The 25,084-nt window shown below is 63.0% G+C and carries 29 protein-coding genes, 1 tRNA gene and 2 pseudogenes; 21 read left to right on the top strand and 11 right to left on the bottom strand.

The features are described from left to right. Positions 1-218: 218 nt before the first annotated feature. From AAFG50_RS09245 to AAFG50_RS09230, 4 genes are all read left to right on the top strand, one after another. The gene (locus AAFG50_RS09245; RefSeq protein ID WP_028176082.1) at positions 219-1,328 is read left to right on the top strand and encodes an IS630 family transposase; all 1,110 of its coding nucleotides are present in this window, start codon (positions 219-221) and stop codon (positions 1,326-1,328) included. A 376-nt stretch (positions 1,329-1,704) separates the two neighbouring features. After that, positions 1,705-1,923 carry a hypothetical protein gene (locus AAFG50_RS09240; RefSeq protein WP_038967816.1) on the top strand — a complete coding sequence of 73 codons (219 nt, stop codon included), beginning with the start codon at positions 1,705-1,707 and terminating at the stop codon, positions 1,921-1,923. Then, on the top strand, positions 1,920-2,168 hold the full coding sequence (locus tag AAFG50_RS09235; protein WP_038967815.1) for a hypothetical protein: 249 nt from the start codon (positions 1,920-1,922) through the stop codon (positions 2,166-2,168). Before AAFG50_RS09240 ends, AAFG50_RS09235 begins: the two co-directional genes overlap by 4 nt. A 164-nt stretch (positions 2,169-2,332) precedes the next feature. Next, positions 2,333-2,527, top strand: a complete 195-nt coding sequence (locus tag AAFG50_RS09230; RefSeq protein ID WP_074077366.1) for a hypothetical protein — start codon at positions 2,333-2,335, stop codon at positions 2,525-2,527. On the opposite strand, the gene AAFG50_RS09225 is transcribed toward AAFG50_RS09230, so the two are convergent. Further along, positions 2,449-3,057, bottom strand: a complete 609-nt coding sequence (locus AAFG50_RS09225) for a cysteine hydrolase (RefSeq protein ID WP_074077367.1) — start codon at positions 3,055-3,057, stop codon at positions 2,449-2,451. The two genes, AAFG50_RS09230 and AAFG50_RS09225, sit on opposite strands and share 79 nt — an antisense overlap. 2 nt (positions 3,058-3,059) lie before the next feature. After that, positions 3,060-3,602 (bottom strand): phosphatase PAP2 family protein, encoded by a 543-nt coding sequence (locus tag AAFG50_RS09220; protein ID WP_211434525.1) that lies wholly within the window; start codon positions 3,600-3,602, stop codon positions 3,060-3,062. A 370-nt stretch (positions 3,603-3,972) separates the two neighbouring features. Here AAFG50_RS09220 and AAFG50_RS09215 point away from each other — a divergent pair. The 3 genes and pseudogenes from AAFG50_RS09215 to AAFG50_RS09205 all read left to right on the top strand — a co-directional run. After that, positions 3,973-4,335 (top strand): annotated as a pseudogene (locus AAFG50_RS09215) (divalent metal cation transporter); the annotation flags it as partial. A 20-nt stretch (positions 4,336-4,355) separates the two neighbouring features. Next, entirely contained in the window at positions 4,356-4,697 is a 342-nt protein-coding gene (locus tag AAFG50_RS09210) for a DUF3147 family protein (RefSeq protein ID WP_038967813.1), read from the top strand. A 5-nt stretch (positions 4,698-4,702) separates the two neighbouring features. Continuing rightward, positions 4,703-5,137: a DUF3147 family protein gene (locus AAFG50_RS09205; protein WP_011090440.1), complete on the top strand. Its 435-nt coding sequence runs from the start codon at positions 4,703-4,705 to the stop codon at positions 5,135-5,137. Here AAFG50_RS09205 and AAFG50_RS09200 read toward each other — a convergent pair. Beyond that, positions 5,134-5,316 (bottom strand): carbohydrate porin, encoded by a 183-nt coding sequence (locus tag AAFG50_RS09200; RefSeq protein ID WP_082901065.1) that lies wholly within the window; start codon positions 5,314-5,316, stop codon positions 5,134-5,136. The genes AAFG50_RS09205 and AAFG50_RS09200 overlap by 4 nt on opposite strands. Positions 5,317-5,335: 19 nt before the next feature. Between AAFG50_RS09200 and AAFG50_RS09195 the strand changes: the two genes are divergently transcribed. Then, positions 5,336-5,962 carry a PAS domain S-box protein gene (locus AAFG50_RS09195; RefSeq protein WP_323922750.1) on the top strand — a complete coding sequence of 209 codons (627 nt, stop codon included), beginning with the start codon at positions 5,336-5,338 and terminating at the stop codon, positions 5,960-5,962. Between the two features lie 153 nt (positions 5,963-6,115). Here AAFG50_RS09195 and AAFG50_RS09190 read toward each other — a convergent pair whose 3' ends face one another. The 3 genes and pseudogenes from AAFG50_RS09190 to AAFG50_RS09180 all read right to left on the bottom strand — a co-directional run bounded on the left by AAFG50_RS09190 (position 6,116) and on the right by AAFG50_RS09180 (position 7,467). Next, positions 6,116-6,277 (bottom strand): DUF2934 domain-containing protein, encoded by a 162-nt coding sequence (locus tag AAFG50_RS09190; RefSeq protein WP_074077757.1) that lies wholly within the window; start codon positions 6,275-6,277, stop codon positions 6,116-6,118. A gap of 220 nt (positions 6,278-6,497) precedes the next feature. Then, entirely contained in the window at positions 6,498-6,713 is a 216-nt protein-coding gene (locus AAFG50_RS09185; protein ID WP_074077371.1) for a hypothetical protein, read from the bottom strand. 536 nt (positions 6,714-7,249) lie between these two features. Continuing rightward, positions 7,250-7,467: pseudogene (locus AAFG50_RS09180) on the bottom strand (hypothetical protein). 277 nt (positions 7,468-7,744) lie between these two features. Between AAFG50_RS09180 and AAFG50_RS09175 the strand changes: the two are divergent. The 4 genes from AAFG50_RS09175 to AAFG50_RS09160 all read left to right on the top strand — a co-directional run bounded on the left by AAFG50_RS09175 (position 7,745) and on the right by AAFG50_RS09160 (position 11,161). Beyond that, positions 7,745-8,635: a transglutaminase family protein gene (locus AAFG50_RS09175; RefSeq protein WP_028173125.1), complete on the top strand. Its 891-nt coding sequence runs from the start codon at positions 7,745-7,747 to the stop codon at positions 8,633-8,635. 426 nt (positions 8,636-9,061) lie between these two features. Beyond that, complete coding sequence (locus AAFG50_RS09170) at positions 9,062-9,478, top strand: hypothetical protein (RefSeq protein ID WP_049832455.1); 417 nt, start codon at positions 9,062-9,064, stop codon at positions 9,476-9,478. Between the two features lie 12 nt (positions 9,479-9,490). Beyond that, positions 9,491-10,855, top strand: a complete 1,365-nt coding sequence (locus tag AAFG50_RS09165; protein WP_311997700.1) for an AAA family ATPase — start codon at positions 9,491-9,493, stop codon at positions 10,853-10,855. A 96-nt stretch (positions 10,856-10,951) separates the two neighbouring features. Further along, on the top strand, positions 10,952-11,161 hold the full coding sequence (locus AAFG50_RS09160) for a helix-turn-helix domain-containing protein (RefSeq protein ID WP_074077374.1): 210 nt from the start codon (positions 10,952-10,954) through the stop codon (positions 11,159-11,161). A gap of 453 nt (positions 11,162-11,614) precedes the next feature. Here the strand turns inward: AAFG50_RS09160 and AAFG50_RS09155 are convergent. The 4 genes from AAFG50_RS09155 to mnmA all read right to left on the bottom strand — a co-directional run bounded on the left by AAFG50_RS09155 (position 11,615) and on the right by mnmA (position 14,191). Continuing rightward, positions 11,615-11,691, bottom strand: a tRNA-Met gene (locus tag AAFG50_RS09155). Between the two features lie 251 nt (positions 11,692-11,942). Then, entirely contained in the window at positions 11,943-12,305 is a 363-nt protein-coding gene (locus AAFG50_RS09150) for a hypothetical protein (RefSeq protein WP_028173123.1), read from the bottom strand. 44 nt (positions 12,306-12,349) lie between these two features. Further along, complete coding sequence (locus tag AAFG50_RS09145; protein WP_011089732.1) at positions 12,350-12,988, bottom strand: class I SAM-dependent methyltransferase; 639 nt, start codon at positions 12,986-12,988, stop codon at positions 12,350-12,352. A 21-nt stretch (positions 12,989-13,009) separates the two neighbouring features. Further along, positions 13,010-14,191: a tRNA 2-thiouridine(34) synthase MnmA gene (mnmA, locus tag AAFG50_RS09140; protein ID WP_028173122.1), complete on the bottom strand. Its 1,182-nt coding sequence runs from the start codon at positions 14,189-14,191 to the stop codon at positions 13,010-13,012. A 343-nt stretch (positions 14,192-14,534) separates the two neighbouring features. On the opposite strand from mnmA, the gene AAFG50_RS09135 reads away from it, so the two are divergent. From AAFG50_RS09135 to AAFG50_RS09100, 8 genes are all read left to right on the top strand, one after another. Further along, positions 14,535-16,181: a flagellar hook-length control protein FliK gene (locus AAFG50_RS09135; RefSeq protein ID WP_028173121.1), complete on the top strand. Its 1,647-nt coding sequence runs from the start codon at positions 14,535-14,537 to the stop codon at positions 16,179-16,181. Between the two features lie 13 nt (positions 16,182-16,194). Then, positions 16,195-16,902 (top strand): flagellar hook capping FlgD N-terminal domain-containing protein, encoded by a 708-nt coding sequence (locus tag AAFG50_RS09130; protein WP_011089735.1) that lies wholly within the window; start codon positions 16,195-16,197, stop codon positions 16,900-16,902. A gap of 384 nt (positions 16,903-17,286) precedes the next feature. After that, a complete protein-coding gene (locus AAFG50_RS09125; protein ID WP_002714638.1) occupies positions 17,287-17,562 on the top strand; it encodes a DUF1153 domain-containing protein in 276 nt (91 codons plus the stop codon). 180 nt (positions 17,563-17,742) lie between these two features. Beyond that, complete coding sequence (gene fliF, locus AAFG50_RS09120) at positions 17,743-19,356, top strand: flagellar basal-body MS-ring/collar protein FliF (RefSeq protein ID WP_011089736.1); 1,614 nt, start codon at positions 17,743-17,745, stop codon at positions 19,354-19,356. 17 nt (positions 19,357-19,373) lie between these two features. Further along, positions 19,374-20,465, top strand: coding sequence for a flagellar motor switch protein FliG (fliG, locus tag AAFG50_RS09115; protein ID WP_011089737.1), 1,092 nt, complete (start codon positions 19,374-19,376; stop codon positions 20,463-20,465). After that, positions 20,465-21,085 carry a FliH/SctL family protein gene (locus tag AAFG50_RS09110; protein WP_011089738.1) on the top strand — a complete coding sequence of 207 codons (621 nt, stop codon included), beginning with the start codon at positions 20,465-20,467 and terminating at the stop codon, positions 21,083-21,085. Before fliG ends, AAFG50_RS09110 begins: the two co-directional genes overlap by 1 nt. 3 nt (positions 21,086-21,088) lie before the next feature. Continuing rightward, positions 21,089-21,439, top strand: a complete 351-nt coding sequence (gene fliN, locus AAFG50_RS09105; RefSeq protein ID WP_028173120.1) for a flagellar motor switch protein FliN — start codon at positions 21,089-21,091, stop codon at positions 21,437-21,439. Between the two features lie 60 nt (positions 21,440-21,499). Next, positions 21,500-22,885, top strand: a complete 1,386-nt coding sequence (locus AAFG50_RS09100; protein WP_028173119.1) for a sigma-54 dependent transcriptional regulator — start codon at positions 21,500-21,502, stop codon at positions 22,883-22,885. A gap of 165 nt (positions 22,886-23,050) precedes the next feature. Here AAFG50_RS09100 and AAFG50_RS09095 read toward each other — a convergent pair whose 3' ends face one another. Next, on the bottom strand, positions 23,051-23,383 hold the full coding sequence (locus tag AAFG50_RS09095; RefSeq protein ID WP_028173118.1) for a GYD domain-containing protein: 333 nt from the start codon (positions 23,381-23,383) through the stop codon (positions 23,051-23,053). Positions 23,384-23,489: 106 nt separating this feature from the next. On the opposite strand from AAFG50_RS09095, the gene AAFG50_RS09090 reads away from it, so the two are divergent. After that, a complete protein-coding gene (locus tag AAFG50_RS09090; RefSeq protein ID WP_231166639.1) occupies positions 23,490-25,010 on the top strand; it encodes a vanadium-dependent haloperoxidase in 1,521 nt (506 codons plus the stop codon). Positions 25,011-25,084: the final 74 nt, after the last annotated feature.

Genomic DNA, 25,084 nt, shown 5'->3' with positions numbered 1-25,084 from the left:
TCATAGCACCGAAAGCAAAGGCAAGAAGGTGTCCATTGGGACGGTTTCAGCGGAAATTGTCGGTCCCCTTCTACTCGGTAAGTGTCCAACCGGGGCCTGCCCGGAAGCGTTGCGTCTGGACAGGGCTGGCTGCGCGTTATGAGTCCGCGCCCTAGTCATCTGGAACGCAAGTTCGTCACATTAGTTGATAGCTCGAATCTCTACAGAGGAGAGAGCTCGTGGCTAATGCAGGTGAGCGAGGCCGGCCGATCGCGCCGTTGGTGCTTGGTCCGCAGGAGCGGACGTACTTGGAGAGGCAAGTTCGTCGTCATCGCGTTGCCCGATCGCTATCTGAGCGATGCCGCGCGATCCTGCGATGCGCGGATGGATTGCCAAGCAAGTCTGTGGCTGCCGAACTCGGCCTGCACGAACACACCATTGGCAAGTGGCGTCGCCGATTTTTGAAGGACCGCTGTGATGGCCTGCTTGACGAGGCACGCCCTGGCCGCCCTCGAACCATCAACGACGATCAGGTTGCTGAGGTGATCGAGCGGACGTTGCGGACGACGCCAGCCGATGCCACGCATTGGTCGATCCGCTCGATGGCTGCGGAAACCGGCTTTTCCCACACCACGATCCGCCGAATGTGGGCGGCGTTCGGCTTGCAGCCGCACCGTAGCCAGACATTCAAGCTATCGAGCGATCCGCTGTTCGTCGACAAGGTACGCGACATCGTCGGCCTTTACCTGTCCCCACCGAACCGAGCCCTTGTCCTCAGTGTCGATGAGAAAAGCCAGATCCAGGCCCTGGATCGCGAGCAGCCGGTCCTTCCGATGATGCCGGGCGTACCGGAACGGCGCACGCACAGCTATGTGCGGCATGGTACGACCTCGCTGTTTGCCGCGCTCGATGTCGCCTCGGGATTCGTCATCGGCAAATGTTACAAACGCCACCGGGCAATCGAGTTCTTGAAGTTCCTCAAAGAGATCGACGCTCAAGTCCCTGAAGGGATCGATGTCCATATCGTCATGGACAACTACGCCACTCACAAAACACCCAAGATCAAAGCGTGGCTCGCCCGCCGGCCGCACTATCATGTCCATTTCACGCCGACTTCCGCGTCATGGATCAACCAGGTCGAGCGCTGGTTCGCTGAGCTCACCAGAAAGCAGATCCAGCGAGGTGTTCACACCTCCGTCAGGCAACTCGAGGCCGACATCCGTACCTTCATCGATTTGCACAACAGACACCCGAAGCCCTTCAAATGGACCAAGTCCGCAGACCAGATTTTGGCGTCCGTCAAACGCTTCTGCCACAAAGCCCAGCAGACATTATGTGGCGAACTTTAGATTCAGGTGACTAGTTAAGACACTCGCAGGGGCAGACAGGAGACACCCGCCTAATCTGCTGCGTCTGTGGCAGCGAAAAAATCAATTAGACGATTCACAAATGTGCTTGCGAGAATCTTGAGGATCGGGAAAAATCGGCAATCCGGGGCTGGCTAGACCATTTGATCTCGGAATTATTGAAACCCGGACGGGGCCGCTGATGGCGAGTCGGCGGCCCTTGTCTATGTGGCAAGGCGGCTGCCAAGTTTTCCTGGTGCCCCGCGACCCCGTTGGCGACGTGCTCTATGGTACCGAACTCCTAGACCTATGCTATTGGCGGTCCACCGCAAAGATTGATACGTGACAGCGCCCGTGCCGAGCTCCTATTAAAGCCCCCATGACCACGCCGATCACGATCAAGAAGCACGAACGCGTCCCCGACACCGGCAGCTATAAGGTCCGCTTCGCGGACGGCCGTCCGAGCGTCTATTTCTACTGGGGCGACCTGCCCGGCCGGCGGCTTCGACCGGATCTGCTGACGCGCAACGAGGCCGAGGCCAAGGCCAAGGAACTGGCTCGCATCGAGCGCGACAAGCTCGCCGGCGCCAGCGCATGAAGCACGTCGAGACCCGCCACTTCGCAGATCCGCAAGTTGCCGCACGCAAGCTCCTCGAGCTCGCCGCCGGCGTCGAGCCCGTCAATGGGCGCATTCACATCGAGAAGATCAACGCGCCGTTCCTCTCCAGGAACGGCTGCAAGGCGACGGGCCCGGAGTTCGGCACCGGCATCCAGCATGCGGTCGAGAGAGGCTGGCTCGAGCTGCACGAGAGCGGAACCTTCGTGCGGCTTAATCAAGGCTGAGGTCCAATAAAAACGGCCCCAGCATACCCCTATGCTGGGACCGTTGGAGGTGCTTGGCGGTAGTGGGTCGCTAAGCATCCCTAGCTTAGGAAAAACTGGCAATCAGGTCTGTGCGCTTTCGTACACAAGCGGTATGGTTCCGCTCGGGAACGGAACTGATCGCAATGAAAGACATGCAGGCTCAATTGGAAAAGCTCCGCACGGATGCTGCCGAGTGCGCCCTCATCCGTGACCTGGCGACCGCCCCGAAGAAACGAGAGCTTTTTACGAGGTTGGCTGATCACCTGACGATGCTCCAGCGCGCAAGGATGCTGGCAACCGGCGCCACCTCGATCTGCAAGCTGAACCTCTTGGTGTAGAGATTGATGAGCGCATCGTGACTTTCATCAGACGAGCTGCAGAGCGCGTCCTCAGCGAGGATAACACAGTAGCCGATATCGACCGCAGCCAGCACCGTTGCGAGCACACAGACATCGGTCTCACCGCCAGACACGATCAGCGTGTCCACCTGATGCTCATCCAGAAAGGCTTGCAGCCGCCTATTGGTGAATGCGCAGTAAGTCTGGCGGTCGATGACTGTGGCAGGCGGCACAAAGCGTGTCAGGGCCGGCATCAGCTCAAGCAACCCCGGATCGGCCTTGTCGCGTGTCACGCATTCCCATTTCTCATAATAGGCTTTCCAGACGCCGCGCGCCTCGGCCTTGTTACGGACCGGAATGAAGCGCGTGAAGACGGTACGTGGCGGCGCGTGCGCAATCAGCCTGACCGCCTCGGGTAGCGCACGCTCCAACCAGGGCGTTGCCCACGGGGCATACGGTGCGAACAACCTTTGCATGTCGATGCAGAGATGGACGGCGTGAGGACCGGGGGGTGCGAGCAGTTGCCCCATGACTAGCCCGATCTTCCCTGACGACCAAATCCCGTCAGCCGCCTTATGACGCGCTCCAGCGCGACTCCGATCGCCAGACCCGCAAGTACATCACTTGCCCAGTGAGCCAGCAGGAACACGCGCGTCGACACCAGAACGGCGCCGAGGCCCCACGCGAGATTGCGCTTGGCGGGCGACAGGACCGCGGCGGCGGATGCGAGGGCACCGACATGCACGGCATGCCCCGAGGGGAACGCATCCAGCGCGCGGCCGGAGAGTGGGATGCCATGCAGATGGCCGCGCACGGTGCGCCGGTCCGGCCGCACCTGGTCAAAATGCGTTTTTAGAAGGTGTGGCAACAGGACAGAGGCGAGCGTCGTCAGCAGCACATGATCGCTTGCGTGCCGCTGCGGCAGTGGTTTGGCGCGACACCAGAGCCACCATCCGACGGCTACCGCGGTCAGAATATGCTCATCCGCTCCCCAGGTCAGCGCGCCCGAAATCCGCTCCGGCAGCGGACGGGTGTGTCGCGCAATCGCACGCGCAAGTTCGATATCGGCGGACAAAGGATGTACTCGTATCGTCATCGACTGCCTTCTCTCGCAGATGTCCTTATGCCCTGCAGCAATCTCCGTAAAAGAGCGATTGGAAAGCAGAGCAAGTCGACCTGGTCTTTCAATCAACCGCCTCGAAAACCGTTCCCGGCGAGGAACTGTGCGCCGGACGGACGCGTTGGATGCGAGGGACAGATCACTGGAGGAGAGAGCCATGGGCTTTGGACGAGGCGCATTGTTGTGGTTGCTGGGCATACCGTTGCCGATCATTCTGCTGCTCGCGATCTTCTGGCACCATTAAACCAGCGGCACAGGTCAGGCGAGCCTGTCGGCCAAAGGACTGTCAAAGTGCCCTGAGCAGCCCTGATGTAATATTCATGCGATGCTGGCCGGCTCGACAGCCTATGCCATTGGCGAAGGCCGCAGATGCCTCGTTGGCCTCGCCCGCAAACCGCGGCAGGCCATGGCGTTTTATTCGGTGCTTGCCCTCTCGGTCGGCCTCGGTGTGGCGCTCAATTTCACGCCAATTGATCCGATCAAGACGCTTTACTGGAGTGCGGTCATTAACGGGGTGCTAGCAGCACCGGTAATGACCGTTTTAATGCTGCTTGTCAGACGGCGTGACGTGATGGGCAAGCTCGTGGTCGAAGGCTGGCTGTATTGGCTCGGCTGGGCGTCGACGGCGGCGATGGCTCTTTGCATCGTCGGCATGGCGGTCAGCATGCTGGTACCAAGATCGTCCTAGAAACGGCGATCAAGGAGGAAATGGTGGACTACGCGCTGCGCTTTCTGATTGGCGGCTTGGTCGTTTCCCTGTTTGCGGTCATAGGCGACGTGCTGCGGCCCAAGAGCTTCGCGGGATTGTTTGGCGCCGCGCCCTCCGTAGCTCTAGCAACGCTCGGCCTCGCCTTCTCAAAACATGGCGGCGACTATGTTGCGATCGAAGGCCGCTCGATGATGCTCGGTTCGATCGCGCTCGCGGCTTACAGCGTTGCTGTTTGTCAGTTGCTGATACGGGCCGAATGGTCGGCGCTCAAGGCCACCCTCGCCGCTTTCGCGATCTGGCTTGTGGCCGCGATAGGCCTCAAGCAATTTTTGATAGGCTGACCACTATGGTTGTCCACTTCAAGTTCTCCGCACTCAAGCAGGGACGACTTTACGAATATGTCGTGCGTTTTGCATTGGGCGGGTTGGCAACCGTGGTGGCTGGCCTTGTCGCGGACGGGGCAGGGCCGGAGGCCGGCGGGCTGATGCTGGCCTTTCCGGCGATCTTCTGTGCCAGTGCGACCTTGATCGAGAAGCATGAGCGTGAGCGCAAGGAGAAAAACGGCCTGCGCGGGCAGCGACGCGGAAAGGCTGCCGCCGCACTTGATGCCGCCGGGGCCGGATGGGGAAGTCTGGGCCTTGCCTGCTTCGCGCTCTTCATCTGGCACGGACGCGCTTTACAGCCCGCGCTCTGCCTCGCAGCGGGTTCGCTCGTCTGGTTCGCGGTCGCCGTCCTCATGTGGCGCCTACGGCGCGAACTACGTTTCGGAAGTCCCTCCTAAAATTTAAGAGTCGTCCGCAAGCCGAACACGGAAGCATTCTCGAGTGGCGTTCCGGCTAGAGGTCCTGAAGGGTTCGTTGCTCCTCCACCGGGGTGAATAATGTACTGAAAATTGGGCTGCAGCGTCCAGCCATCCCTGATCTGGTACTGATAGACGGCGGTTAGAAGGCCTTCGCTCACAGGTTATTCGGCGGCCCAACTGCTGGGCCTAACAATTTTCGAGGAGACGCATCCGGAAGATGTGTCGGAGGATCGCCGTCAATTCCAGCGCCAGCTCGCGGGCGAGTTCGAGCGCTGCAGCATCGAAAAGCGCATTGCCCGCAAGGATGGCGGCCATATCTGGGCCCAGGTGACGTCGTCGAGCGTCCGCGATGCTGACGGGCGCTTTCTTTATGCGGTTCGCGTTCAGCACGACATCACCAATCGCAAGCGAGCTGAGAGGCACTATCCCGTCGCATGGAAGAACACGCAGCGCTGCTTCTGTAGAACAGGGATGTCCTGTGCGATAAGAAGAAGGCCTAGAGGCAGCATCCAGAGTCCGAAGATAGGCAGAAAGCTGAAGACGCCTCCTAGGATGAGCAAACAGGCGACAACGACACGGACCAAAAACGAGGATGGTTCTTGTAGCCACAGAATGAAGGTCGACACCTTCGTGGGCACCCGTCGCCGGAACAATTCAAAGTATCTATCCAATTCCGCTTTGACGGAAGCCATCAATTCGACCTTCTCTGATACCAGGACGCGGCAACTCGCTCGAAATCCGCGACTAAATCAAAATATCTGTACGGAAAGCGTTCCAAACCCTTCGGCTTCTCAATGGAGATGACGGACGATCCGTCTGCGGACAGTCAGGGCCGAGACCTTGCCGGCACTGGACCAGTTCTCCATGGTGGCTTCGAAAGACCGCCTGCCAAATTTCCTCAGGGTTGCGCAGGGCAGATGATAGCCGGCAAGCGCGGGTATGACGGGTAGCCCTCGCCTAAAGCGTATCCGGTGTGCGTCGAGGTGAGCTTTGATCCTCGTTGAGCAATTCCTGCTCGGCCAAACGCCAAAAGTCTTCGTCTCGGCCCTCTGGCTTACCTGCCTGCTCCCACAACTCGTAGGCCCGGGCCGCAATGCTCTCGTCAATCCGATGGTTCATTTGTAGCCCCTTCTTGTTCGTGCTCAATTGAGTCGCTTGGGATCGGTGTCAATTTCTACAATGACCGCCTCGATGTCGGGTACGCCATCCACGTCGCTGTTGCAGACACACGGCATACCGGCGCCACACTGGCAGCCTCCCGCACCTTCGGTCCACGCCTTGTCCGGATGATTTTCGCAGACCCAACCGAGACCATGGCAAACTGGGCAATGGGAATTGGTCATGCTGCGATCACCCGTCGATGGCGTTGGTAGGCTTCGATGGCGCGGTTCGCGAGCATCAGCTTTCTATGTTCTCCCTTGAGGACCATCGCATCGACAGTCCTCAGGAGAAAGCGGCTGGCTTCTGAAGCATTCCCAATCTCGCCCGTACGCTCCAGATAATTCCAGGCGATCTTTATGGAAGACTCAATCAGCCAAGGGATAGGTTCGCTCATTAAAGCAGAACCCGCAGCACCGCCCGCCGTTCCTAGTGGACTGTCGACCGGTACTTCGCCTCGACGACCTCCACGTTGGCTCGCAGTCCTGCTTTGTGAAGTCTTAGGAGGCCTTGCGCCAACTGCCGCAGATCGTTTCGAGCGGGGCCGACCGGCGTCTTGCGAGCCCGCCCAAGCAGTAGAGCCGCGTGAACTATCAACGGAGATTTTTTCATTTTGGCGGCTGCAAGCCAGGGGACCTGAGCCAGTCATTCATGTGCGAAGCTGTTTCTGCCTGCTTCGCTTTGCGAAGAAGATGTTCGCGTTCGAGACCCGGCGGCATTGCCTGGACCTCCGCCCTCAACCTCTCGGCTTCCCTTGCAAGACGTTCATCCAAAGTTTCGGTTTGTTTGAAACGACGCCGTTTCTGCATGGCGCGCTCCTTTCGTTCGAGAAAGCTGGGAGCGCAATTGGCGTTCTCATCACCGATATAAGCACGATCCGCGCGGTGATAGAGTCATCGTACACCTCAAGTCGGAAACCAGACCTAACAAACGTCAAGACCTGGAGAATCCTTTTAGGGCACTGGCACGCAGCAGTCCTTCTGACGTGATATCGCGATACTCAATTTCTGCTGTAAAAACGGGCTCAACCCAGGTAGCTTTCGGTTCTTGAGTTGCTTACTCAGTTTACTCTTTGGACTAATCACGGTGTCGAGAGCCCGACGCATCTTGCCGGACGTAGTCGGGTCCCAGCCCGTTCCGACCTTGCCCATATAGACAAGCTTCTTACCTTCCTTTTTTCCTAAATATAGCGCGGCGACGCCGGATGGATCTTTGATGCATCCGACCACGGGAAATTGCCCTTCAGCCGTCTCCCTACCCGTCGCCGTTGACCGTGACAGACAAAGCGCGCCCAGCCCTGATTTGTTCCTCGCTCCACTTCGGCTATGCTGCTGAAATGAAGGACAGTTATGCGGGACGAACAAATCGATTTCCGCTTGCGGACTACGGGCAAGACCGGGTCTTATCTTGCGGTTCCGAGCGCATGCGATGACCATTTACACTGTCCACCACAGCACTGTTTATCGCTATCCCACGCCCGTAAAGCTTGGGCAGCATCAAATGCTCTTTCGTCCGCGAGATAGCTTTGATCAGCGGCTGCTCGACTGCCAACTTGTGGTAAAACCGGATCCCGTCGAAATTCGCTGGATACATGACGTCTTCGGCAATTGCCTCACGCTGGTTGACTTCAATACTTTGGCAGAGGTGCTGGAGTTTGAAACGACAATTCGTCTTGAGCATACTCCAGAGAACGCTCCAGACTTTCGGATCGAGGAATACGCCCGGGAGCATCCGTTCGCTTATGACGGCAACGAGCTGCCGGATTTAGACCCATACATCCGTCGCCATTATCCAAGCGATACAGCCGTCGACGAATGGCTTTCCAAGTTCATGGGGCCTGGCGTTAACCGACCCACCGGGCAGTTACTCATGACGCTCAACGAGGCGATCGCAGAGGGATTTTCCTACCGGCGCCGCACGATGCGAGGTACACAAACACCCGCGGAAACCATAGGCCTTCAACAGGGGACCTGCCGAGATTTCGCATTTCTAATGATGGAAGCCGCGCGCTCGCTCGGCTTCGCCGCCCGCTTCATCACCGGGTACGTCTATGTGCCCGATCGCGATGGACCGGTCCGGCTCGGAGGTGGCTCGACACACGCTTGGTGTTCAATCTACGTCCCGGGCTCGGGCTGGGTAGAGTTCGACCCAACCAATGGAATAGTCGGGAATCGGGACCTTATTAGGGTTGGCGTAGCTCGAACCCCGGCTCAGGCTATCCCACTTTCAGGCAGCTACTGGGGCGATGCCGGCGAGGATGTCAGCATGGAAGTCACCGTAAACGTGAAATCAGAGCCGATTGACGAATATCGCACCTGAAGCAGTGCTCTGATCTCATCGAAGATAATGAGACACGTCCTTAGCCCGCGACGCCAGCTCGCCCTCGACCTTGTCAATCTCGGCTTGGTTGCGCTCGATGAAGGCGGCGAGTTCGTCGCGAGACATCTCAGAGAGCGCCTTCTGTTGTGACGACGTGTCCTTGCGAGTAGGAGCAATGTGCCCTGCCCGGTCCAAAACCTTGATTGAGAGATCCGCCAGACGCGGGCGCTAACGCTTGCGTCCTGGAGAAGTGACTTCGCCACTCGATACGCCAGCGGTGCGCCGACCACCGCGAGATCGAGTTGGATCGACTCAGAAATTGCCGCCGCGACCGCTGGTAGCCGCATAGTCTTATAGACCGACTTCGGGGCACAGGAGCGCGCGCAGGCATCCGGGAACTTCGACCTCGCGAACAACCTGGGCCGATTGCGGAGTGCGATAAATCGCACCCTCGAGGACGCGCCCGGCTATGCGGAGGCCAATGCCAACTATCAGCGCTTCGCACAGCGTTTCCGTCCCAGCACTCTGCGTCACGCCGCCACGGCGCGGATCGACTTTCCAAGACTTGACGCCGCGACCATTGTTCGGGTGATAAGGCTCGTGACCGGCGGAGCCTGTCGGCAGGCGATCGACAGCAGGATTGTAGCGCAAACGACCTTAACAGACCTTGTCATTGCGGTTCGGTTCGATCGTACGCCCGCCCAATGCATTGCCGAACTCCAGCGCTTGAGCGATGCAAAAGACAAGCTCAAGGCGGCGCGTGATCTGACACTGTCGGATCTGCACGGGCTGGGCGAGGCCCGCGCCTGGGCCGAGGCGACAATCTCCGACATCAAATCCTAGAAAGATGGACATATCTCGTGGTCTTCTGCAATCTCGTCAGGAATCGCACTCAACGGCCCGGCTGGCTGCGGCAAGTCGACGTTCGCTGCCGTATTTTGCCGCGAAGCCGGCCTTCACATGATGAGTGCGTCGCTGGCCAAGTGGCAAGGGTCTGGCGAGGGCAACCTCGGCCATCTGCTGCGTTCCGTGCGGCAAGATTTCGAGGATGCACGCGCCAATGTTCCATCGTGCGTCTTTATCGACGAGATCGATTCGATCGCTGACCGCGCCAGCATTTCCCACGCATGGCGAGACTATGTTGTGGAAGTTGTGAACGCGGTGCTTGCCGAAATCGACGGCATCAAAGGGCGTGAGGGCGTTTTGGTCATCGGCGCGACCAACGCAATCAGTCGCTGCGAACCCGCCTTGCTGCGATCGGGTCGCCTGGAGAAGATCGTCAATATTGGTTTGCCGGACTCTGCCGAACTGGAGCGCATGTTCAGGGTGCGCTTGCGCGGCGACTTACAGCAAGAGGACCTGACCGCGATCGTCGAGTTGGCTATCGGCATGGTCGGTGCGGACGTCGAGCGCGTGGTCAAGGACGCGCGCCGCGCGGCGCGCAATGACGGAGGCCGGCCTCTCGCTTTGCGCGACCTGCGCGGCGCACTGGTGACGAACGACGATCGGCCACTCGAGCTGCGATGGCGCAACTGCGTGCACGAAGCCGGCCACCTTGTGGCCGACGTGATCCATTTCGGTCCCGACAACGTGTTTGCGAATACGGCCCGGGTCGGCTCACGCGGCGGCAGGTTGGTGCGCACCACTGCTCCGGCTTGCGCAGGAACGCTTGAGGTCTATCGCCGGCGGCTCCAGGTGATTTTGGCCGGACGGGCTGCCGAGGAACTGCTGCTCGGTGCCGGCTCGCATGGTGCGGGCGGCGCACGGGAGTCGGACCTCGACCATGCGACCTCGCTGGCCGCCGCCATGGTCGGTTCGCTCGGAGTGATTGGCGCGGATTACATCACCTACTTCGGTCCACGTGATGATACGCGAACATTGTTATCATTTGCGGAGGTCCGAGAGGGAGTGGCTCGCGAGCTCGCTGACGCGGTCGCGGCCGCGCGGTCACTCCTCGAGGCAAACCGCGCGGTGGTCGAGGTTGTGGCGCAGCGGTTGATGGATCGCGGGCGCGTGGCGGGCGCGGAGGTTTCGGAGGTGTTGCGGCGGGGCCGCGTTCAGCAATCGAGCCCCAACGCTGCATCGGCGCGAGCCCAACTTGACGGGGTCTGCCGAGGGAGAAGCGGGAGTGCCCGATTTAACCAAGGATTCGAATGGCATTACCTTGGAAGCGAAGAACGGGGCGTCTGGCGAAAAGCGGTTGTGAAGGGGCCTGGGTGACAGGCGAAGTTCAGTTTGTTTCTTTGAAGGCAACGTTCCGAGGGTTTGTCCTCGGGCAGCACGGACGAATTATCCCGAACCACTGGAGGATCAACAATGGATACCGCAGCGACGCCAAGCCCCCTAGTGTACACCATCGCTCAAGCCTGCAACCTCGCGTGCAGCGGTCGCTCATCACTTTATCAAGCGATCCGGTCGGGCGAGCTACGTGCCGTCAAGCGTGGACGGCGCACCCTTATTTTAGCGACGGATCTAGGTGACTGGGTCAGGCGCCTACCTGCCGTCACGGCCGCGCAAGCTGAATAGTCGCATCACCAAGGGTGAAACTATCCAGACAAACATTGCCCGGCGGAAGCTTCGCAAGAGGATTTCATCCACGATCCACGAAGGATGCACTGCTAGGGTTCGAGATGTGAGGTTGGCGACTGTGCGACGCTTGCAACAGCGCCCGCGCGGCTCCGCTCCCGCAGGTTTGAGACCGACCAATGACGCACCCTCGGAGTGCAATCCTCTCCGTTCTGGTCTGAGCTTGATGCAGTTTCTTTGGCAGGGCCCGAAAGCATTGCGGTACTCAGGGCCCGGGCCCGGGGAAAAACTGAAAAGATTGCTCAATTGAAGGATTCAGGCCGCCGAAGCCCTTCAAGGATTCGATTACGAATCGCGAGAAACTTGAGACGCTACCGATTTGCTACGGCACAGGTGTCTCAGATGCGGCGCTCGCGCCGAATCCGCATATCATATTGATTTCAAACGGCTTTATGGTAGCGGGGGAGGGACTCGAACCCCCGACCCCAGGATTATGATTCCCGTGCTCTAACCAGCTGAGCTACCCCGCCACAGGGTCGCGAACGGCGAAACCGCCGATCTCGCGAACGCGCGGCATATAAGGAAGGGGGCGGCGTGCTGTCAATCCGGGTTTGCGAAAGCTTTGACGGATATGGCGCTTGAGAGGGGAAAACCGGCCCCTTTAGGCGCTGGAGTCGCGATTTCGGGCACCAGACTCGCGGAGAGTCCCCTCACCCGGATCGCATCTTCGATGCGCTCCGGCCTCTCCCCGCAGGCGGGGAGAGGCGAAGGAAGAGCGAGCCTATTTCGGCCGGACCGTCGGGTCGCCGCCGGGGCTGCCGGGGGGCGGGATGACGGGGGTGTTGCCGCCGCTTTCGGGGGCCGGGGCGTGCATGTCGGGGTCTACGCCCGAGGGCGGGCAGAGCACGCCGTCGGATTTGGCCAGCCTGTCGCCGAGCGGTTCCCGGGACTGGCCGGTGGTGGTGCCGTCGGGTACGGCGGCGCGGTTCGGGCGGTCCTGGGGCAGGCAATTGGCGGCGTGCTGCGCCGATGGCGGCGCGGTCGCTTGCGGCGGCGTCGCAGGAAGCGGCGGGGCCTGCGCCATCGCGGCGCCTGAAGCGGCGATGACGAGGCCCGCAACGAGGAGTTTCGATGTCGTGCGCATGGGAGGGAAACGCGCGGCCAAGCCCGCGTGTTCCGAGCCCATGATCACGATTTGCGGTAGCGGATCAGCGAAAAGTGGCCCATCGGCGGCATCGGGCGGCGCTCGGCCAGCGTGATGCCGCCGTGCTTTGCGGCCCAGTCGACCAGGCGCTGCCACGGGAATTCCGGGCGCCAGCCGAGGCGGCGGGCGACGGGCGCGAAGGCGAGCTCGAACAGCTTGCGCGGACCGCTCTCGGCACCGATGTGGTTGACGAGGATCAGCTCGCCACCGGGCTTCAGCACGCGCACGAATTCGTCGAGCGTGCCCTCGGGATCTGGCACGGCGGTGATGACATATTGCGCGACCACCGCATCGAAGAAGTTTTCGGGGAAGGCGAGGTTTTTCGCGTCCATCACCGAGAGCACCTCGACATTGCTGAGCCGCAGCGCGCGCACGCGCGCCTGCGCCTTGCGCAGCATCGGCTCGGAGATGTCCACGCCGCAGATCTTCGTGGTGCGCGAATAGTCAGAGAGTGAGAGCCCGGTGCCGACGCCGACATCGAGGATGCGGCCGCCGATGCGGTCGGCCTCCGCGATGGTCGACTGCCTTCCGGCGTCGAACACCTTGCCGAACACGAGATCGTAGACCGGCGCCCAGCGGCCATAGGCCTTCTCGACCCCGGCCCGCGAGATGTCTGCTGCCATGCCCCCTGCCCCGGAAATTTTCTAGCCGCGCACCGCTTCCACCAGCGGCCTCGCAGCGTTGCTCGCAACCTTCGCCGCGGCGCTCTGGATGAAGCCGCCGCCGAGCACGCGCGCCTGCCCCGAGGGCGCATCGTAGAACACGCAGGCCTGGCCCGGCGAGACGCCCTCCTCGCCGGCGACGAGCTCGATCTCGTAATGGCCGCCAGCGCCGCGCAGCCACGCCGGCTGGGGGCTGCGCGTCGAGCGCACGCGCACGAACATCTCGAGGCCATTGCCGATGGCGCTATCGATATCACCGCCGCCGAGCCAGTTGACGTCGCGCAAGCTGATGCGGTGCATCTTCAGCGCCTCGCGCGGGCCGACGACGACGCGGCGATTGGCGGCCTCGAGCCGCACCACGAACAGCGGCGCGTGAGCGGCGATGCCGAGACCGCGGCGCTGGCCGACGGTGAAATTGGCGATGCCGTTGTGCCGGCCGAGCACGCGGCCGTCGAGATCGACGATGTCGCCGGGGTCCATCGCGTTCGGCCGCAGGCGGGTGATGATGTCGGTGTAGCGCCCCGTGGGCACGAAGCAGATGTCCTGGCTGTCGTGCTTGTCAGCGACCGCAAGACCGAAGCGGCGCGCGAGCTCGCGCGTCTCCGGCTTGGTCATGTCGCCGAGCGGAAAGCGCAGATAGTCGAGCTGTTCCTGCGTGGTCGCGAACAGGAAGTAGCTCTGGTCGCGATCGGCATCGGCGGCGCAGACCAGCGCGCGCGAGCCGTCGTCGAGACGGCGCGAGGCGACGTAATGGCCGGTGGCGAGCGCCTGGGCCCCTAACTCGCGCGCGGTCTTGAGTAGGTCGCGAAACTTGACCGAGCGGTTGCACTCGATGCACGGCACCGGCGTTTCACCAAGAGCATAAGAGTCGGCGAAATTGTCGATGACGGACTCGCGAAAACGGTCCTCGTAGTCGAGCACGTAATGGGGAATGCCGAGCTTGGCGGCGACGTCGCGGGCGTCGTGGATGTCCTGGCCGGCGCAGCAGGCGCCCTTGCGATGGGTCGCCGCGCCATGGTCGTAGAGCTGCAGCGTGATGCCGACGACGTCGTAGCCCTCAGCCTTGAGCAGCGCAGCCGTCGTCGAGGAATCGACGCCGCCCGACATGGCGACGACGACCCTGGTGTCCTGCGGACGGCCTTCGAGATCCAGACTGTTGAGCATGGGTTCTTAAGGTGTGACGGCGGCGTTCGGCGATCCGCGATATGCCTTTGGCCGGGACATCGGTGGTCCCGGGGAACTTCGGTTCCCGCAGGGCGCGACTGGCCCGGTCGAAAGCGGCTGAGAGCGATCTCTTTAATATAGGGGGCATTCCGGTGAAGCAATCACAGGGGAGGCCGGCTTAGGGCAATTCTTGCCGGGGCGGCAGAAATGGCGGGGTCGCGGAGGGCCCTGCGGCGGCAAGCTCGACGCATCAAGATATTGATTTTACTTCTAAATTTTCCACGCTCAGCGCTGGCCCGCTCCTTGCTACCCCTGTGCCGAAGATGTTTTCACGAGGTCGCCTGTGGTCGGTCGGACGTCAGATGTAGCTGCCAGCGTGCCGGTTCCTAGCGCGCAGCAAAAGACTGCGCGCTCGCAAGGGCCGAAGGACACGTCGACGAACGACGCCTTCGGCTCGCTGGTCGACAGTAATACCCAGGCGATCAGCAACAACGCGGCCTCGCAGGCGCAGGACAGCGCGCCGCGGCGGACCGATTCGGCGTCATCCGCCGCAGACAAGAGCCCGCGCGACACCTCCTCGACCGACCAGTCCTCGCAGAGCAAGGCGAGCGACGACACCGACAATTCCGCGCCCGCCGGGAGCGAGACGACGGACGATCCGGCCAAAGCCACGGACACGGCGTCGGCCAAGAGCAAGGACAAGACCAAGGACAAGCCGGAGGCGTCCGACGCCAAATCGGCGGACAAGTCCGACGCGACCAAGGGCGACAAGTCCGACGGCACCGACGGGCTCGCCGCCGCCGTCGCAATCGATGCCGCCGCGGCCGCGCAAGTGGACGCGACCCAGGCCGCCGTGCCCGATCCGAACGCGATCGTGGTGGCCGCGCCGGTCGTGCCTCTCGATCCGAACGCTGCGGCGAACCAGGCCGGCGATGCCGCCGCCTCGCCGCTGACGATCGCCGCCGCCGGCCTCGCCGCCAGCGCCTCCACCGCGGCGCAGATCGCCGGCGCCAAGACCGATACCGCGACGGCGGGCGACAAGAGCGCCAAGGCCGCGGGCGCCAAGGTCGATGCCGAGACCTCGGCGACGCTCGCGGACGCCGCGACCGGCACCACCGACGGCACCGCGACCGACGCCAAGACCAATGGCGGACTGATCGCCGCCGCCGTTGACCAGGGCACGCCGAAGACCTCGTTCAAGGCCGCCGCCACCGCGCCAGGCGCGAGCGACGTCTCCAATATCGGCCAGGACGCGGGCAAGGCGAATGCCGCGACCGCGCAAACGCCGGCGACCGCGACGGGCGCCGCCGCGCATCCGCAAGCGGCCAAGCCGCAAGACGATGCCGGCGCGACCGACGCGAAGGCTGCTCCCGCCGACCGCGCCGCCGATGCAACGCCTGGCGCAGCGGCCACGCACGCCCATGCGAATGCGCCGGCCAATGTAGCCGCGACCGACACCAGCGCGCAGGCGGCCTCCGCCGTGCAGGCGCCCCTGACCACGACGACGTCGGCCGCGACGGCATCCACCGCAACGCTCACCGCGACGGCGGCAACTTCGACCGCCGTGCCGATCAACGCCGTGCCGATCGAGATCGCGGCCGCCGCGCGCGCCGGCAAGACGCGCTTCGACATCAGCCTCGATCCGGTCGATCTCGGCCGCATCGACGTCCGCATCAATGTCGACCGCAACGGCCAGGTCACCTCGCATCTCACCGTCGAGAAGCCGGAGACGCTGCAGATGCTGCGGCAGGACGCGCCGCAATTGCAGCGCGCGCTCGACGATGCCGGCTTCAAGACCGGCAGCAACGGACTCTCGTTCAGCCTGCGCGACCAGAATTCGTCGGGCCAGAACTCCGGCCAGAACAACGACAATGGCGGCAATGCCCGCCGGCTGATCATCAGCGAGGACGACACCGTTCCCGCAGCGCCCGTGGGACGCGGCTACGGCCGCATGCTCGGATCGAGCAGCGGCGTCGACATCAGAGTGTGAGGAGTATTCGCAAATGACCACCACGAATGCCGCCACCGCCCCTTCCGTCGTCTCCGGCACGACCGACGTCCCGAAATCGTCCTCGTCGAACTCGCTGAGCTCGAGCACGGGATCGACGCTCGCCGGCAACTTCCAGACCTTCCTGACGCTGCTGACGACGCAGCTGCAGAACCAGAACCCGCTCGATCCGCTCGACACCAACCAGTTCACCCAGCAGCTGGTGCAGTTCGCCGGCGTCGAGCAGCAGCTCAAGACCAACGATGCGCTGTCCCAGCTCGTCACGCTGCAACAGACCACGCAGGCGACCCAGGCACTGGGCTTCGTCGGCAAGACCGCGCTGGTCGACGGCTCGACCGCGACCATGAAGAACTCGTCGGCGACCTGGCATCTCAACGTGCCCAGCGACTCGACCGTCGACATCACCGTTGCCAATTCCAGCGGCCAGACCGTGTTCACCGGCAAATACACCGCCGCCGCCGGCACCGACATTCCCTTTACCTGGAACGGCCAGGGCAATGACGGCACGCAATGGCCCGACGGCAAGTACACGATCTCGGCCACGGGCAAGGACGTCGCGAACAACAATGTCGGCATCGCCGCGCAGGTGCAGGGCGTGGTGTCGTCGGTCGACCTGACCCAGTCGCCGCCGCTGCTCACCATCGACGGCGCCAGCTACACCCTGAGCCAGGTGAAGAGCATCATCGCGACGAGCAGCAATTAAAGGCCTGCGCGGCCGCCACACACGAGATGTCATCCCCGCGAAGGCGGGGATCCATAACCACAGAACGTCGTTTTCGCGCGAGACCGTAACCCCGAGTCGTCGTCAAACTGCTCCCTGGGGTTATGGGTCCCGGGCTCGCGCTCCGCGCGCCCCGGGACGACGGTTGAGAGCTTTGCAGCGTCGCGCTCGGCCCCGGTTTGTTAGTAAAGTATTTACCTTCTACCCGCCCGGCCGGCCGAGATTACGTCTCCAGCCCTCCGGGCCGGCCGTGTTCCCGCAAGTTTCAACGAGAATTGTATTGAAGCCTTAGGCTTAGCGGATTTTTAAGCCGCCGCGCGTAGGGTTACGGCGTGAGTTCAGTGGTTGAGAGTTTGTGAGTACGCCATGACAGAACCCCATCGCCCGAGGGTAAAATACGTCATCGGGCCGGACGGCAGTCCGCTGACGATCGCAGATCTGCCAGCACCCGGCACCAAACGCTGGGTCATCCGCCGCAAGGCTGAAGTCGTCGCCGCCGTCCGTGGCGGACTTCTCTCCCTTGAGGAGGCCTGCAGCCGTTATACGCTGACGGTCGACGAATTCCTCTCTTGGCAGTTTTCCATCGACCAGCACGGTCTGGCGGGTCTTCGCACCACCCGCATCCAGCAATATCGCCAGTAAGCGATCCGGAAATCTGCGGCTTTTGACGAAAATCGGCCTCGCCCTGCGAGGCCGATTTTTTTCATGACACGACTTTTGTCCCAGCTCTTAACCTTCGTTAACCATATCGAAACCATCACCTAGGCAATAATTGCCCAGTCGACCGCTCTGGAATGCGGATCGAAGCTTCGGGGCGGTTGCTTGCAAGGTCTTGCGGACTTTTTAAAAGGTATCGGCGCCGCCCGCTTCGGGGCGATGATCGCGGTCACCGCCGCGCTCGTCGGCTTCTTCGCGTTCGTCATCATGCGGGTCACCACGCCGCAGATGACGACGCTGTTCACCGACCTCTCGGTGGAAGATTCTTCCAGCATTATCAAGGACCTGGAACGCCAGGCCATCCAGTTCGAGCTGCGCAATGAGGGCACCATCATCATGGTGCCCAAGGACAAGGTGACGCGGCTGCGGATGAAGCTCGCCGAGGGCGGCCTGCCCAAGGGCGGCGGCGTCGGCTACGAGGTGTTCGACAAGTCGGACGCGCTCGGCACCACCTCTTTCGTCCAGAACATCAATCATCTGCGCGCGCTGGAAGGCGAGCTCGCCCGCACCATCCGTGCCATCGACCGCATCCAGGCCGCCCGCGTCCATCTGGTGCTGCCCGAGCGCCCGCTGTTCTCGCGCGAGGCGCCGGAGCCGTCCGCCTCGATCGTGGTGCGGGTCCGCGGCGCGCTCGAGGCGCAGCAGATCAGGGCCATCCGCCATCTCGTCGCCTCCGCCGTCAACGGACTGAAGCCGCAGCGGGTCTCGATCGTCGACGAAGCCGGCCAGCTGCTCGCCGACGGCGCCGCGACCGATCCGGAGCAGGCGCTCGGCGACGAGCGCCGCACCACCTTCGAGAAGCGGATGCGCAAGCAGGTAGAGGACATCGTCTCTTCGGTGGTCGGATCGGGCCGCGCCCGCGTCCAGCTCTCCGCCGATTTCGACTTCAACAAGATCACCCAGACCTCGGACAAGTTCGACCCCGAGGGCCGCGTGCTGCGCTCTACCCAGACCCGCGAAGAAAGCAGCATGACCGCCGACAACAACGGCCAGGTCACCGTCAACAACGAGCTGCCGGGCAACCAGCAGAACAACGGCGTCGCGGCCAAGGACCAGAGCAAGAAGACCGAGGAGACCAACAATTACGAGATCTCCCGCACCACCAAGACCGAGGTGACCGAAGCCGGCCGGGTCAACCGCATCTCCGTCGCGGTGCTGGTCGACGGCATCTACAGCAAGAACGACAAGGGCGAGCTGGCCTATCAGGACCGCACCAAGGAGCAGCTCGACCGCATCGCGACCCTGGTGCGCTCGGCCATCGGCTTCGACCAGAAGCGCGGCGACCAGGTCGAGGTCGTCAATCTGCGCTTTGCCGATGCCCCCTCCACCGCCCCGATCGCCGAGCCCTCGGGCTTCCTCGGCATGCTCCAGTTCACCAAGGACGACGTCATGTACTTCGTCGAGCTCGGCGTGATGATGCTGCTCGGCCTGGTCGTGCTGTTCATGGTGATCCGCCCGCTGGTCAAGCGCATCCTGGCTTCCGACGAGGTCGCCGCCGCCATCAGTGGCGTGCTCTCCGGCCCGGCCGCCTCGGACGAGGCCGCGCCGGCCGCCGGCCAGGCGCTGCTGCCCGGCGGCGCCGCCAGCGCGATCGACGTCGCAACCATCCAGGGCCAGGTCCATGCCCAGTCAGTTCATCGTGTCGGCGAGCTCGCCGAACGCAACCCCAACGAAACCGTCGCCATCATTCGCCAATGGCTGACCGAACCCGCGAAATGATCGAGAAGTGAACTGACATGGCCGCCAACCTGCAAAACGCCAACTCCAACGACATCACCAGCGTGATCTCGACGCTCGGCGCCCGCCAGGGCAGCCGTGCGGGCGCCAAGACCGAGGCGGTGGCGGGACCCAAGCGCGCCGCGATCCTGATGCTGGCGCTGGGCGAGCAATACGGCGGCAAGATCTGGTCGATGCTCGACGACGACGAGGTGCGCCAGCTTTCGCTGGAAATGTCGACGCTCGGCACCGTCGAGGTCGACACGGTCGAGGACATGCTGCTCGAGTTCGTCTCGCGCATGTCGGCCTCGGGCGCGCTGATGGGCAATTTCGACGCCACCGAACGGCTGCTCCAGCAATACCTGCCGCCGGAGCGCGTCAACGGCATCATGGACGAGATCCGCGGCCCCGCCGGGCGCAACATGTGGGAGAAGCTTTCCAACGTGCAGGAAGAGGTTCTCGCCAACTATCTCAAGAACGAATATCCGCAGACCATCGCGGTGGTGCTGTCGAAGCTGAAGCCGGAGCACGCCGCGCGCGTGCTCGGCATCTTCCCCGAGGACCTCGCGCTCGACGTCGTCAACCGCATGCTGAAGATGGAAGCGGTGCAGAAGGAGGTGATCGAGAGCGTGGAGAAGACGCTGCGCACCGAATTCATGTCCAACCTGTCGCAGACCCGCCGCCGCGACGCCCACGAGGTGATGGCCGAAATCTTCAACAATTTCGACCGCCAGACCGAAACCCGATTCATCACCTCGCTGGAAGAGGACAACCGGGAATCGGCCGAGCGCATCAAGGCTCTGATGTTCACCTTCGACGACCTCGTGAAGCTGGATTCCGGCTCGGCCCAGACCCTGATGCGCAACGTCGACAAGGACAAGCTCGGCGTCGCGCTCAAGAGCGCCAACGAGGACGTCCGCAACTTCTTCTTCGGCAACATGTCCTCGCGCGCGGCCAAGATGCTCCAGGACGACATGGCGGCGATGGGCCCGGTCCGTCTGCGCGACGTCGACGAGGCGCAGGCGCTGCTGGTCAACCTCGCCAAGGATCTCGCCGCCAAGGGCGAGATCATGCTGACCAAGAATCGCGCCGACGACGAACTGGTGTATTGATGGCCGCTCCGGCAAAATTCCTGTTCGACACCGACTTCGCCGCGCCGGACCGGACGCGCGAGAAGGCCGCGACCGCGGCCGAGATCGCCCAGAAGGTCGCGGAAGCGGAGGCGCGCGCCTATCAGGACGGCTTTGCCGCCGGCCAGCGCGAGGCCAAGGCCGAGAGCGACCGCCGCGTCGCGCTCGCCATGGAAGAGATCAACATCGCGATCCGGGGCGTCGCCTCGGGCATGGGCAACATCGAGATCAAGATGGAGACCGAGGCGGTCGAGGTCGCGGTCGCGGTGGCGCGCAAGCTGTGCGCCGACCTGGTCGCCGCCGAGCCGCTCGGCGAGATCGTGGCGCTGGTCAAGGACTGCTTCTCGCATCTGGTCGCGACGCCGCATCTCGTCGTCCGCATCAACGACGCGCTCTACGACAGCGCCCGCGAGAAGATCGAGCGGCTCGCCAAGCAGAGCGGCTTCGAGGGCCGGCTGGTGATCCTGGCCGAGCCGGAGATTGCGACCGGCGACTGCCGGATCGAATGGGCCGATGGCGGCGTCGTGCTGGAGCGCGGCGCCATCGCGGCCAAGATCGACGAAATGGTCGGACGCTATATCGCGTCCCGCAGGGGGAGCTAAGCCATGAGCGACACCGACGGACAGGTCCCGCTGCCCGATCTCAACGGCCCGATGCCGCCAACCGGCACCGATGTCGGCTACAGCGAGGACGAATATGCGGCGCGCGCCGCCGCCGACCTCGAGGCCGTGTTCGACGTGCCGGTGCAGGTCTCGGCCGTGCTCGGCCGCTCCAAGATGGACGTTGGCGAGCTCCTGAAGCTCGGGCCCGGCACCGTGCTCGAGCTCGACCGGCGCGTCGGCGAGGCCATCGACATCTACGTCAACAACAAGCTGGTCGCCCGCGGCGAGGTCGTCCTGGTCGAGGACAAGCTCGGCGTGACCATGACCGAAATCATCAAGACCGAACGCACGTAATTATTGCGCGAACGCAGGGAATGACGCGCGGCAGCGCGACCAGACGGACAGGAGACTGACATGCGGCTTCTCATCGTTGGCACATTGAAGGGCCAGCTCACCACCGCCACCAAGATCGCGATGGAGAACGGCGCCACCGTGACCCACGCCGAGGATCACGAGCAGGCGATGCGCGTGCTGCGCGGCGGCAAGGGCGCCGACCTCCTGCTGGTCGACGTCGCCCTTGACATCCGCGACCTCGTGATGCGGCTGGAGGCCGAGCACATCCACGCCCCGATCGTCGCCTGCGGCATCACCAACGACGCCCGCGCCGCGGTCGCCGCGATCCGCGCCGGCGCCAAGGAATACATCCCGCTGCCGCCGGATCCGGAGCTGATCGCGGCGGTGCTGGCCGCCGTCGCCAACGATTCCCGCGAGCTGGTCTATCGCGACGAGGCGATGGCCAAGGTGATCAAGCTCGCGCAGCAGATCGCAGGCTCGGATGCCTCGGTGATGATCACCGGCGAATCCGGCACCGGCAAGGAAGTGCTGGCCCGCTACGTCCACACCCGCTCGTCGCGCGCCAAGCGCCCGTTCATCTCGATCAACTGCGCCGCGATCCCCGAGCATCTCTTGGAGTCCGAGCTGTTCGGCCACGAGAAGGGCGCCTTCACCGGCGCGATCGCCCGCCGCATCGGCAAGTTCGAGGAAGCGACCGGCGGCACGCTGCTGCTCGACGAAATCTCGGAGATGGACGTCCGCCTGCAATCGAAGCTGCTGCGCGCCATCCAGGAGCGCGTGATCGACCGCGTCGGCGGCACCAAGCCGGTGCCGGTGGACATCCGCATCATCGCGACCTCGAACCGCAATTTGGCCGAGGCCGTACGCGAAGGCACGTTCCGCGAGGACCTGCTGTTCCGCCTCAACGTGGTCAACCTGAAGATCCCGCCGCTGCGCGAGCGTCCCCTCGACATCCTCGAGCTCGCCCAGCACTTCGTGAAGAAGTACGCCGAAGCCAACGGCGTGCCGATGCGCCCGATCTCGGCGGAAGCGCGCCGCGTGCTCTCGACCAACCGCTGGCAGGGCAACGTCCGCGAGCTCGAAAACACCATGCACCGCTCCGTGCTGATGGCGCAGGGCGACGAGATCGGACCCGACGCGATCCTCACCCCGGACGGCGACCGCCTCGACCTCGCCAAGACGGTACCGGCCGTGGCGCATGCCACGATGGCCGCCGAGCAGGTGACGCGCGCGCTCGTCGGCCGCACCGTGGCCGATGTCGAACGCGACCTGATCCTGGAGACGCTGAAGCACTGCCTCGGCAACCGCACCCACGCCGCCAACATCCTGGGGATTTCGATCCGGACGCTGCGCAACAAGCTCAACGAATACGCCGACGGCGGCATCCCGATTACGCCAGCCGGGACGCCGGGTGAGTACCCGCGGATGCCGATGGTGGGGGCGTAAGGCTTCTGCGAATATAGAGAGGATGCGAATGCCCGGGCTCGGCCCGGGCATTTTCTTTTTGAGGAGAACGCAACCAGTCACCACACAATAGGTGTCGTCCCGGCCTAGTGCGAATTGCGCACTAGGCTGGGACGACGTTGGGAGATCTAGCGCGCCCGCGCGAGTCTACTTGCCCGGCGGAACGTAGGTGCTCACGAGTTTGGAAGCCTTCTCCGCGATGCTCTTGAACTCGCTCATCTTCCAAGCGCGTACGGTTTCGATCTTGGAGACGGCGCCAGCCGCAGCGGCCACCATTCCAATCGCAATGGCATCGGAGCCGTCAGGAAACTCCGTGACGAGCACTGCATCGTGTTGACCAGTGGTCATGAAAGCTCCCTGAAGCTTCCCACCGGCCTTCTCGACCAGCGCGCCGATGGCCGATGTGCGATCGGCCGGCTTGTCGACCATTCCCTTGATACCGGCATTTGAGTATGAGACGTACGAGATGAACAACGGCATGTTTCTCTCCGTCGAGGTTACACCGGTGACAATGTCGTCCTAGAAAAGACGCTCTGAAACGAGAGCAAGGCACGGCCTGCCGACGGCATGCGAGCTGCCTTGAAAATTGAGCTACGGACTTCGGCACGTCCAACTGGCAGCTTGCGCCGACTATAGCCGACTGCACAATGCGGCGCGAACGGTAAGCCAAGCCTACCCATTCGGGACACCACTGTTCTGCCGGCCGAGAAAAATCTGCTTCTCGGTTGAACCGCGTGCGGCAAGTGAAGCAGTTCACAATCAAGCCACATCAAGATCGCTAGAGTCCGCGGGCAGCGCGACGCGACGTCGGCCAGAGCCGCCTCGCGAAACGTCCTTCAGATCGAAAGGGCACGCCATGAAATGCTCCTCGTGGACCATCTCCCGCTTATCGCTGATTGTAGCGCTGATCGCGGCCTCGGCGTCGCTGGCACGCGCCGACGTGATCATGGACTGGAATGCAAAGGCCGACGCGATCGCTGCCGAGAAGCAAATTCTTCCAGCGCCCCACAGCCGCGTCTTGTCCATGATGCACGTCGCGATGTTCGAGGCGGTCAACGCGATCGACCGCCGGTACGCGCCCTACAAGCTCTCCTTGCCCGCGGATCGTTCGACGTCGCGGGAAGCTGCGGCGGCAGTTGCCGCCCACGACGTGCTGCTGTCGGTCTATCCGGACCTCAAGCCGGACCTGGATGCGACGCTGACGAATTCTCTGGCGCCGATTGCCGACGGCGAGTCCAAGATCGCCGGCATCAGCCTCGGGAAAGAGGCCGCAATGCAGATCATCGAGCTTCGTGCGAACGATGGCAGCGCCGCTCCGGAGACCTACCGCCCCCTGACGACACCGGGCGCGTACGTTCCGACCACCGTTCCGCTGTTCTCAACCACGGGCGCGACGACGCCCTGGGTCATGGTTTCCGGATCGCAGTTTCGCCCCGGCCCGCCGCCGGCGCTTGGTTCAGAGGTGTGGACCCGGGATGTCAACGAAATCCGCGAGGTCGGCAGCCGAAGCAGTACAACCCGGACGCCGGAGCAAACGACGATCGGCCGATTCTGGTTCTTTGTCGGTGCCCGCACCTACAATCCGATCGTGAGGCAAGCTGCAATGGCCAAGGGCATGGATCTCATCGACTGCGCCCGGCTGTTCGCGCTGACGTCAATTGCCGGCAACGACGCCCTCGTTGCGGTGTTCGATGCAAAATACCATTACAATCTCTGGCGACCGATCACCGCCATACGCAACGCCGACCTGACGTCGAATCCGGCGACGCCACGCGACCCGTCCTGGCTGCCACTCGGCGAAACGCCGATGCATCCGGAATATCCCTGTGCTCACTGCATCACGTCGGCGGCGATTTCGACCGTGCTCCAGAGCGTCGTTGGAGATTTCGGCGAGTTCTCGCTGACCAGCTCCACGGCACCAGGTGTCACGCGCAAATGGTCGCGGCTCCAGGACTACAGCGACGAAGTCTCCAACGCCCGCATCTGGGCCGGCTTTCACTACCGGTTCTCGACCGAGGTCGGCAAGGACATGGGTCGGAAGATCGGCGCACTGACCGTCGCGACCCAGCTTCGCGGTGTGGAAGCGATGGCGGAGCCGAAGCGTTAAGGCTGGTGCCCACATCCGCAGTGTCGTCCTGGCGAAGGCCAGGACCCATTACCCCAGGGAGGAGTTTGACGAAG

Source organism: Bradyrhizobium sp. B039 (assembly GCF_038965675.1).
GTDB classification, from domain to species: Bacteria; Pseudomonadota; Alphaproteobacteria; order Rhizobiales; family Xanthobacteraceae; genus Bradyrhizobium; species Bradyrhizobium diazoefficiens.
The sequence above is the reverse complement of the archived record's forward strand: the minus strand, read 5'-3'. Positions and strand labels throughout refer to the sequence as shown.

Bases quoted from the DNA above. Each gene is read 5' to 3' on its own strand.
- AAFG50_RS09240 (WP_038967816.1), top strand. From the start codon at position 1,705: ATGACCACGCCGATCACGATCAAGAAGCACGAACGCGTCCCCGACACC.
- AAFG50_RS09235 (WP_038967815.1), top strand. From the start codon at position 1,920: ATGAAGCACGTCGAGACCCGCCACTTCGCAGATCCGCAAGTTGCCGCA.
- AAFG50_RS09230 (WP_074077366.1), top strand. From the start codon at position 2,333: ATGAAAGACATGCAGGCTCAATTGGAAAAGCTCCGCACGGATGCTGCC.
- AAFG50_RS09225 (WP_074077367.1), bottom strand. From the start codon at position 3,057: ATGGGGCAACTGCTCGCACCCCCCGGTCCTCACGCCGTCCATCTCTGC.
- AAFG50_RS09210 (WP_038967813.1), top strand. From the start codon at position 4,356: ATGGTGGACTACGCGCTGCGCTTTCTGATTGGCGGCTTGGTCGTTTCC.
- AAFG50_RS09205 (WP_011090440.1), top strand. From the start codon at position 4,703: ATGGTTGTCCACTTCAAGTTCTCCGCACTCAAGCAGGGACGACTTTAC.
- AAFG50_RS09190 (WP_074077757.1), bottom strand. From the start codon at position 6,277: ATGAACCATCGGATTGACGAGAGCATTGCGGCCCGGGCCTACGAGTTG.
- AAFG50_RS09185 (WP_074077371.1), bottom strand. From the start codon at position 6,713: ATGAGCGAACCTATCCCTTGGCTGATTGAGTCTTCCATAAAGATCGCC.
- AAFG50_RS09175 (WP_028173125.1), top strand. From the start codon at position 7,745: ATGACCATTTACACTGTCCACCACAGCACTGTTTATCGCTATCCCACG.
- AAFG50_RS09160 (WP_074077374.1), top strand. From the start codon at position 10,952: ATGGATACCGCAGCGACGCCAAGCCCCCTAGTGTACACCATCGCTCAA.
- AAFG50_RS09150 (WP_028173123.1), bottom strand. From the start codon at position 12,305: ATGCGCACGACATCGAAACTCCTCGTTGCGGGCCTCGTCATCGCCGCT.
- AAFG50_RS09145 (WP_011089732.1), bottom strand. From the start codon at position 12,988: ATGGCAGCAGACATCTCGCGGGCCGGGGTCGAGAAGGCCTATGGCCGC.
- mnmA (WP_028173122.1), bottom strand. From the start codon at position 14,191: ATGCTCAACAGTCTGGATCTCGAAGGCCGTCCGCAGGACACCAGGGTC.
- AAFG50_RS09130 (WP_011089735.1), top strand. From the start codon at position 16,195: ATGACCACCACGAATGCCGCCACCGCCCCTTCCGTCGTCTCCGGCACG.
- AAFG50_RS09125 (WP_002714638.1), top strand. From the start codon at position 17,287: ATGACAGAACCCCATCGCCCGAGGGTAAAATACGTCATCGGGCCGGAC.
- fliG (WP_011089737.1), top strand. From the start codon at position 19,374: ATGGCCGCCAACCTGCAAAACGCCAACTCCAACGACATCACCAGCGTG.
- AAFG50_RS09110 (WP_011089738.1), top strand. From the start codon at position 20,465: ATGGCCGCTCCGGCAAAATTCCTGTTCGACACCGACTTCGCCGCGCCG.
- fliN (WP_028173120.1), top strand. From the start codon at position 21,089: ATGAGCGACACCGACGGACAGGTCCCGCTGCCCGATCTCAACGGCCCG.
- AAFG50_RS09100 (WP_028173119.1), top strand. From the start codon at position 21,500: ATGCGGCTTCTCATCGTTGGCACATTGAAGGGCCAGCTCACCACCGCC.
- AAFG50_RS09095 (WP_028173118.1), bottom strand. From the start codon at position 23,383: ATGCCGTTGTTCATCTCGTACGTCTCATACTCAAATGCCGGTATCAAG.